This is a genomic window from Pallidibacillus pasinlerensis, assembly GCF_009996845.1.
Classification (GTDB): Bacteria; Bacillota; Bacilli; order Bacillales; family Caldibacillaceae; genus Pallidibacillus; species Pallidibacillus pasinlerensis.
In genome coordinates this window covers 24,355-32,848 of record NZ_JAACYS010000028.1, presented here as the reverse complement: position 1 = coordinate 32,848, position 8,494 = coordinate 24,355, and the positions used below count along the sequence as shown (strand labels likewise).

The window sequence follows — 8,494 nt, the reverse complement described above, 5'->3', positions numbered from 1 at the left end:
AAAACAGATTGAGATGCTCTCATTACGTATTGAAGATTTAGTATTAATCCGAAAGTGCCAGCCAATCGTTAAAAAATATATAAATTATATAGTGGATGAATTTTACAATAATATTAAATTGGAAAACAGTCTCTCGGTGATTGTCAATAAACATAGTAGTTTTGAACGGTTGAAACAAACTTTGCGTCATCATGTGATTGAAATGTTTGAAGGTAAAATAGACGAGAAGTTTATCGACCGAAGAATTAAGATTGCCCAAGTTCATGTGAAAATTGGCTTGAAAACAAAATGGTATATGTGTGCTTTCCAAAACCTTCAATTAACTTTGTTCAATGTTGTAATAGATAATATTGGACAAGCTGACGAACTTATTCCTACATTAAAAGCTATTACTAAAATCTTAAGCTTAGAACAGCAGCTTGTTTTAGAAGCTTTTGATGCAGAAATAACTTGGGAAAAGGAAAAGCAAAATCAACAAAGGAATGAAATTTTAAATCATATTTCGAAAGAATCCTCCATTTTAGCACAAGTTTCTCAAAACACAAATGTGGCGTATCAACAATTAATTGCTCAAAGTAATGAAGTTTTGAAATTAGCAAATAAAGGGATGGAGTTATCAAATCGCACACAACAATTTGCTGAATGTGGAAAAGAAACAATTCAAAAGCAGTCGAATAGCATAGAGAAAATAAACTCGTCTGTAGAGCAAATTTTAAATGATGTTACTTCCCTATCAAACATTATGAATGAAATGGAAAAGATTATTGAAATCATCACCCAAATAGCAAATCAAACAAATTTACTATCATTAAATGCATCGATTGAAGCAGCTCGGGCAGGAAAATATGGTCAAGGATTTGCTGTTGTTGCCAAAGAGGTCAAAAAGTTATCGGAACAAACGAAGAATTCCATTTTTACAGTTTCAACCTTAATTACAAATTCCAATGAGCAAGTGAACCGATTTAAAGATTCTTTAGATCTCATCCATAAATGCGTTGAAGAAGGAAATCATAATATTACTGAAATCGAAGGTCGCTTTATTGAAATCCTTAACACTGCTGAAGAAACAAAAATACAAAATGAACTTGTCCATAAAGACTTGCATGACTTCATACATATATTAAAAAAAGTCGGTGAAGATTTTAGGGGGATGGATGCGTCTGTTCAAACTTTATTTAGTATAGTTCAATAAAATAACTTTTTACTAAGGACGTGGCTGTCCATAAAGTCACTTTTCCAATCACTTTTGTTGTAATTCGACGTTTCGTTGGCGGACGCTTTCCTATGGGCTGCTCTGAGCCTCCTCACCTCGGAAGGCTCAGTTGCGGGGTCTCAAGACTCACTTCCAACACTCCAATAGTAAAATAAAATTAAATGCAATACTCCTTTCAGTTTAACAGTTCGTTATGAAAGAATGAGTTTGGGCAATATTAAACAAGAACGTCTTTTAATATTGTTATTTGTATCAATTTTATTAGAAAAACTTGAAATGGGAGTATGATTGGACATGGCTAATGAAGAAACTAACAATGTTGAAGTAAAGGAAACAAAAGTAAAATCAGCGAACGTTGGCGACATGATTGAAGTAAAGAAGGGACAATTTAAAGGAATAAAAGGTGAAGTACTTGTTGTTAGAGAAAATTCAGTCATTATTAAAATAGGTATGAATGAAAAAACAGGTGAGCCAATTAAGACAGTTGTTAACCATAAAAATTACAAAAAAATCAAAGGATAAAATGAGGGCGATCAATGCCCTTTCTATTTTAGGGAAAATATTGTAAATGTATCCAATAATATTTGGTCAAGATTGGCAACATCAAAAGGGACGTTTAATTTAGAAATCATTTCACTTTCATGTTAAACTAAATGTAGCGAATATATGTTTAGGAGATTGGGGAATGTCGAATCAACACATGTTATACGAGGATAATGTTAATGAACAGAATCATTCGAAATTAATACAATTTTTTATTGATGTTAAGTTTTTATTAAAAGGAAAAGTTCTTGTTGCTAATGTACTACCAGTATTAACCGGTTTTTTCCTTGCTTTATATTTTTCGAACCAAAATTTTTCTAATCATTGGCAGTTATTTTTACTAACGATGATTGGAAGCACCCTCGTCATATCAGGTGCGTTAATTTTAAATAACTGGTACGAAGTAGATTTAGACAGAAAAATGGAACGTACGGAAAAACGTCCAACGGTAAGTGGGAATTTCACCTTAAATTCCGTATTATGGGCAGGAATTATTACGACCATTGTAGGTCACGGTTTAATGTTACTTGTAACTTGGGAAGCCGCACTTTACTCATTTTTAGGGTGGTTTGTTTACGTTGTTTTGTATACATTTTGGACTAAACGGAAGTATACTTGGAATACAATTATCGGAAGTGTTTCCGGGGCATTTACACCTTTAATTGGGTGGGCTGCTTTACTTCCAGCGAACCATATAGTACCTATTACTATGTTTATCATCTTATTTATTTGGCAAATTCCACACTCTTTAGCTGTCTATATTAATAGATTAGAAGATTATACCCGTGCAGGCATACCAATGTTTCCGGTTGTACGTGGTGTTGATGAAGCAATAAAACATAATTTATTATGGGTTGCACATTTATTGCCCTTTCCATTCTTATTATTAGGATCCTTAGGTTGGGGATTTGTGATTTTTGCAACAATTTTAGGAGTTACCTGGGTCATTTTTTCAGCAAAAGGATTTAAAGCGGAAGATAAACAAAAATGGGCAAAGGGTAATTTGCGATTTTCATTAATTTATTTAATATTACTATCGTTGTATATGATTTTAATCGGGGTCTAATATGTAGACCCTTTTTATAATGCGGAATTTTCTTCGATATATCTTATTTTGAACAAATGCTAATATGGAACGAAGCCTTGTTTCAAATGGCTAAAATAAAAAGTTTCCATATATAATTTTTTTACTGAGATAAAGTGCATTAAAACAGTAATCAAATAAACAAAAATTAATTTTGTGAAAAATTGTTAAAAACAATTCGTGTGTCGAAATGTTTTTATTGCAAAAAGCAGATGTATCATATAAGATATTTTTTACGTGTATATGAAAAATGAATAAACGTTATGTTTGTAAGGGGGGATTTAAGGATGGATGAGGTAGGTTCAAAACGTCCGCCCTATTTAATTATAACAGTCCTAATGGTTGGGGCTTTTATTGCTTTTTTAAACAATACTTTATTAAATGTTGCACTTCCTGCAATTATGGATGATTTAGGCGTAAATATGGCGACAGTCCAATGGTTGACGACTGGATTTATGCTGATTAATGGGATAATGATTCCAACAACAGCTTATTTAATACAAAAATATTCGGTTCGTGGTTTGTTTCTATCAGCAATTGGCTTATTTACAGTAGGAACGATTGTAGCAGCACTAGCACCTGTTTTCTCAGTTTTATTAATAGGTCGTATGTTACAAGCTTCGGGTTCTGCGATATTAATGCCTTTATTAATGAATGTTTTGTTAGTAAGCTTTCCTATATCTAGAAGAGGAACGATAATGGGATTTCTAGGGTTAATTTTAACCTTTGCTCCGGCGATTGGTCCTACTCTTTCTGGTTGGATTATTCAACAATTTAATTGGCGTGCCCTATTTACTTTGATTGCACCAATTTCGATTCTTTGTTTTATTCTTGGATTTATTTATTTAAAAGACAAAAAAGAAAAAGTGGATATGCGACTTGATAAACTCTCCGTAGTTCTTTCTTCGGTTGGATTCGGAAGTTTATTGTACGGTTTTAGTTCGGCAGGTAATGTCGGTTGGGGAAACCCTTTAGTCATTATAACGATTGTTGTAGGGATCGTTACATTATTTACATTCGTTATCTATCAAAATAGAATGGATACCCCTATGTTAGATTTCCGGATTTTTAAATATCCAATGTATTCTTTAAGTGTTGTTATATCTATGATTGTCTTTATGTCACTGTTTTCAGGATTTATGTTACTTCCCGTTTTTGCTCAAGATGTTATTAATTTAACACCAATGCAAGCAGGACTCTTGTTATTACCTGGAGCGCTTATTAACGGAATAATGTCTCCAATCAATGGTAAATTATTTGATAAATTTGGGGGAAGAACGCTTGCAGTGAGTGGTTTGGCGATACTGATCGTTACAACATTTATGCTTAGTAAGTTATCTTTTGAAACAACGATGACGGAATTAGCGATTATCCACGCTGTACGAATGTTTGGGCTATCAATGGTATCGATGCCGGTTCAAACAAATGGATTAAACCAATTACCGGTCAACATGTATCCTCATGGCACAGCGATGAACAATACATTAAACCAAGTAGCAGGTGCGATTGGTACCGCATTTTTAATTACAATTTTATCGATTCGAACAAAACTTTACATGGTTCAGCTTACAAGTGAAGCCGAGCGAGCAGGTAAAGTATTAACTGATGCACAGCTTGAACAAATTGGTGTGGAAGCTATGCTCGGTGGTATCAATGATACGTTTTTCATATCAGCTATTATTATCATCGTTGCGCTTGTACTAGCATTTTTCATGAAACGTGTAACACAAGATAATCGTGGCGAAGGTCAATCAGCAATTGAAGTAAACCCAGCGACTGAAAATAGTTAAAAAATGAGATGAGTTTATGCGAGTAGAGTAAATTTTGGCTCTACTCTTTTTTTGTTTTTTTGGGCTATGGACTCTTCTTTATCTTTCTAAATTTATATGTTACATTTAAGAAAGTTGGCGAAAGAACGTGTATGCCATGTTTTGTGCATCCATTTTAATGATGACAAGTATTGTTGCTAAAACAGTGAAAGAAGCAAATAGTTATGCATCACCAATTATGATGTTGACAATGTTTCCGGCATTTTTTACGACAAGTGTTGGTGTGAATGAACTAGGGTTGTATCATTTTGTCATACCAATTTTAAATATATTTAGTAGCTATAAAGAACTACTTTATGGTGTTGTAAATTTTGAACATATTTTAATTACCGTTTTAAGTAACTTAGCAGTAGTGTTCGTTTTATTTATGATTAGTCGTGTAATGTTTTTAAAAGATAAATGGGTAATGAACTAAAAAATAAAGTTGTGTAAGAAAGAGTGATAGACAATGGGGATACCAATTAAACAAATTAACATAAGAAAATTAAACATGCGGTTAAAACATCCATTTACAACAAGTTTTGGTACGGTCGATCATAAAGAATTGTTTGTAATTGAAGTAACTGATGATGAGGGGAACCGTGGATTCTGTGAGTCGGTTGCCTTTAGTGTACCGTGGTATACGGAAGAAACGGTTAATACAGTCTTTCATATAATCGAAGAGTTTTTAATTCCGATCTTACGTAAAAAGGAAATAACGCATCCAGATGATGTGTCACAAGCCTTTAAGGTGTTTAAACGAAATCACATGGCAAAGGCTGCGATTGAAGGTGCCGTGTGGGATCTTTATGCTAAAAGGGAAAGGATATCATTAGCACGTGCTTTAGGCGGGGAAAGAAAACAAATTGACGTTGGAATTTCAATAGGCATTCAGCCGACAATTAAAGAACTTCTAAAAGTTATAGAAGGAGCGGTGCAGGAGGGATATAAACGAATTAAATTAAAGATTAAACCCGGTCAAGATATTGAACTTTTACGGGAAGTACGTAGACATTTTCCTGACATACCATTGATGGCAGATGCCAATTCAGCATATTCACTAGAGGACATTGAACATTTAAAAAAATTAGATGAATTTAACTTAATGATGATTGAACAACCGTTGGCAGATGATGATATTTTACAGCATGCCGAATTACAGTCAGTTCTTAAAACTTCAATTTGCTTAGATGAAAGTATTCATTCATTAGAGGATGTAAAAATGGCTTATAAACTTGGCAGTTGTAAAATTATTAATATTAAACCGGGCAGAGTCGGTGGTTTATCAGAAGCAAAACGAATTCATGATTTCTGTCAAAAACATAACTTGGAAGTTTGGTGTGGCGGGATGTTAGAAACAGGGATTGGACGGGCTCAAAATATTGCGCTTGCCTCTTTACCGCAATTTACAATACCAGGTGATATTTCGAGCTCTTCACGATATTGGGAAAAGGATATTATCTCACCAGAAGTTGTTGCGAAAAATGGAATTATTGATGTTCCTGAAAAGCCAGGTATCGGCTATGAAGTAGATTTTGAAAAACTAAATCAATTTGTTAAATGGGAAAGGGTTTTTAAACTATAAAATAATCGAGCAGATACATAAGTTAAATAGGTGGCCCTCCATAACATAACTTATGGACGGGCCGATTATTTCAATTATGGCAAAATTGCAAAGGAACGAACTGGGAAGCCTGATGCTTTTTCTGGTTTAGCAACGATATTAAAGATAACAGCACCTTTAGGTGGAACTTTATCTAAATTAGTTAACAGTTCGATTTGATACGTATCTTGATCTAATACATAATATTCCCCTAATAATTTACCGTTTTTCTGATAATCAATACTTGAGTCTGTATCAAAGGTCTCATGACCAACAGCTTTAATCTTTCTTTCCTCAAATAAGAACTTTAATGCTTCTAATCCCCAACCTGGGAGATGGTTATTTCCATTTTCATCTTTATTATTGAACGTTTCAACATCTGGCCAACGTTTACTCCAGTCGGTGCGGAGTGCGACAAAAGTGCCAGGTTCAATTTTTCCGTGTTCCTTTTCAAATTCTAAAATATCAGCAACAGATAAAGTGAAATCAGGATTTGTCTTCACTTCTTCGGATTTATCAATAACAACTAAAGGTAAGACTAACTCTTTTAACTCTAAATCCTCTAAATAACGACGTCCACGGACAAAGTGTATTGGTGCGTCAATATGGGTACCGTATTGTCCTGGGAAAGTAAATTGTTGTGCAAAAAAGCCATCATCATGGGTAAATAAAGTTTTAAATTCAGCCGAATTAAAAGCATGGAAATGTGGAGAATCTGGACCGAAAGTATGCGTTAAGTCGACCCATATTTTACTCTTTAATAGTTCTAATGCTTCTAAAATTTCATTTTTCTTTGTAGTTGATTGACTCATTTTCATCACCTCATATTTTTATTAAAAAATCCTCTTCTTGAATTCAAGAAGAGGATTGATTTTATCATCATTATGTAATGCCCGACTCTTCTTATCTTCAAGCATAAAAGCTTTCTGGATTTGGCACAGTACTACAAGAGTCTGTTGCCGAGGTTTCACAGGGCCAGTCCCTCCACCTCTCTTGATAAGAAATTCACTATTTAATTTAAAACTAACATACTATGAATCTTTCGTAATGTCAACATTTTTCCAATCTTTAGTAAAATTAAGAACAATAATTTTGGTTTTCAGTAAAAGTAATCAAAAAATTTGTAACGAAGGATTGAATCGTTTTAAATAAAACTATGGAGAAAAAGTATTTGTATAAAGAAAAATAGATTTAGTCAAACAAAGGGGAAATGATTGTGTTAACAAAGGTTACTGAAGGGATATACTTGTTAGTTGTCCAATATCGGGGAGGTATGGGTGCAACAAATTGTTACCTAGTTAAAGGTGAGAATGGGTATACGATAATCGATACAGGTGTCTATTCACAACAGGCAATTGAGACGTGGCAGAAAGTACTCGATTCTGGAATTGACGTTGAAAAGGTTGTATTAACGCATGTTCATCAAGATCATATTGGCTTAGCAAAATGGTTTCAAAATAAAGGAGTTCCAATTATTGTATCGAAAATCGGTTTAGGTGAAATGGAAAAACATCGCCACCCTGATTTTGAAAAACGAATGACACGGTTACTTAAAAGTCATGGGGTAACAGACGTACCGAAACGACTAGATTGGTCAAATATTTATCAATTTGAACCTGATACATTATTTGAATTAGGTGAGAAAGTTAAAATTGGTAATGAGTGGTATGAAACAATATGGACACCGGGTCATTCTTATGATCATTTTTGTTTTTATAATCGAGAAAAAAAGTTAATGTTTGCTGGTGATCACGTGTTACGCGAAATATCACCCGTAATTGGTTTATGGGAAGGGGAAGAATTTAATGCATTACAATATTATTTAGATTCCATTGATCGCATTTTACAATATTCAACGGATTTTGCATTAACAGGACATGGAGAACCGATTAATAATTTTAAAGACCGTGTCCTTGAGATAAAAGATGGTCACGAAAAGCGGTTAGAGCAAATATACAAAATCGTAAAAGATGAGGCAAAAACAGCTCTCGAAGTTACGCTTGAAGTATACGGCGTAGTAAAGCAGAAATATTTAGCAAGTCCATTTATGGCCTCTCTAACAAGGTTGATATATTTGGAAGAACGGGGAATAGTACGCCGTTATGAACAAAACGGTGTATATACTTTTAAGGCAACTTAATAATGAACATGTTCATATTATTTAAAAATAATAACTTGCGGGACCGTCAATGGGCGGTCCTTTTTCTTTTGCATAATTAACGTTTTAAGTTCTTTTTTTTTTG

8 protein-coding genes and 1 riboswitch are annotated in these 8,494 nt (G+C 33.8%); of the genes, 7 read left to right on the top strand and 1 reads right to left on the bottom strand.

Features of this window, described 5'->3' with window-relative positions:
• From GW534_RS07735 to menC, 6 genes are all read left to right on the top strand, one after another.
• The coding region (locus GW534_RS07735; protein WP_161920468.1) for a globin-coupled sensor protein at nt 1-1,192 on the top strand (1,192 nt) is incomplete at its 5' end.
• 315 nt (nt 1,193-1,507) lie between these two features.
• A complete protein-coding gene (locus GW534_RS07730; RefSeq protein WP_161920467.1) occupies nt 1,508-1,735 on the top strand; it encodes a DUF2187 family protein in 228 nt (75 codons plus the stop codon).
• Between the two features lie 163 nt (nt 1,736-1,898).
• A complete protein-coding gene (cyoE, locus tag GW534_RS07725; protein ID WP_246204017.1) occupies nt 1,899-2,822 on the top strand; it encodes a heme o synthase in 924 nt (307 codons plus the stop codon).
• 305 nt (nt 2,823-3,127) lie between these two features.
• A complete protein-coding gene (locus tag GW534_RS07720) occupies nt 3,128-4,630 on the top strand; it encodes a DHA2 family efflux MFS transporter permease subunit (RefSeq protein WP_161920466.1) in 1,503 nt (500 codons plus the stop codon).
• Between the two features lie 157 nt (nt 4,631-4,787).
• Nucleotides 4,788-5,084, top strand: coding sequence for an ABC transporter permease family protein (locus tag GW534_RS07715; protein WP_210253469.1), 297 nt, complete (start codon nt 4,788-4,790; stop codon nt 5,082-5,084).
• A 33-nt stretch (nt 5,085-5,117) separates the two neighbouring features.
• Nucleotides 5,118-6,233: an o-succinylbenzoate synthase gene (gene menC / locus GW534_RS07710; protein WP_161920464.1), complete on the top strand. Its 1,116-nt coding sequence runs from the start codon at nt 5,118-5,120 to the stop codon at nt 6,231-6,233.
• Between the two features lie 74 nt (nt 6,234-6,307).
• Here menC and GW534_RS07705 read toward each other — a convergent pair whose 3' ends face one another.
• Complete coding sequence (locus tag GW534_RS07705; RefSeq protein WP_161920463.1) at nt 6,308-7,063, bottom strand: cyclase family protein; 756 nt, start codon at nt 7,061-7,063, stop codon at nt 6,308-6,310.
• A gap of 88 nt (nt 7,064-7,151) precedes the next feature.
• Nucleotides 7,152-7,254, bottom strand: a riboswitch (SAM riboswitch).
• Nucleotides 7,255-7,467: 213 nt separating this feature from the next.
• On the opposite strand from GW534_RS07705, the gene GW534_RS07700 reads away from it, so the two are divergent.
• Nucleotides 7,468-8,391, top strand: coding sequence for an MBL fold metallo-hydrolase (locus tag GW534_RS07700; protein WP_161920462.1), 924 nt, complete (start codon nt 7,468-7,470; stop codon nt 8,389-8,391).
• The last annotated feature ends 103 nt before the right edge of the window (nt 8,392-8,494 follow it).

What these genes read in the sequence shown, in the direction of transcription:
- GW534_RS07730 (WP_161920467.1), top strand. Translation starts at nt 1,508, where the DNA reads ATGGCTAATGAAGAAACTAACAATGTTGAAGTAAAGGAAACAAAAGTA.
- cyoE (WP_246204017.1), top strand. Translation starts at nt 1,899, where the DNA reads ATGTCGAATCAACACATGTTATACGAGGATAATGTTAATGAACAGAAT.
- GW534_RS07720 (WP_161920466.1), top strand. Translation starts at nt 3,128, where the DNA reads ATGGATGAGGTAGGTTCAAAACGTCCGCCCTATTTAATTATAACAGTC.
- GW534_RS07715 (WP_210253469.1), top strand. Translation starts at nt 4,788, where the DNA reads ATGATGACAAGTATTGTTGCTAAAACAGTGAAAGAAGCAAATAGTTAT.
- menC (WP_161920464.1), top strand. Translation starts at nt 5,118, where the DNA reads ATGGGGATACCAATTAAACAAATTAACATAAGAAAATTAAACATGCGG.
- GW534_RS07705 (WP_161920463.1), bottom strand. Translation starts at nt 7,063, where the DNA reads ATGAGTCAATCAACTACAAAGAAAAATGAAATTTTAGAAGCATTAGAA.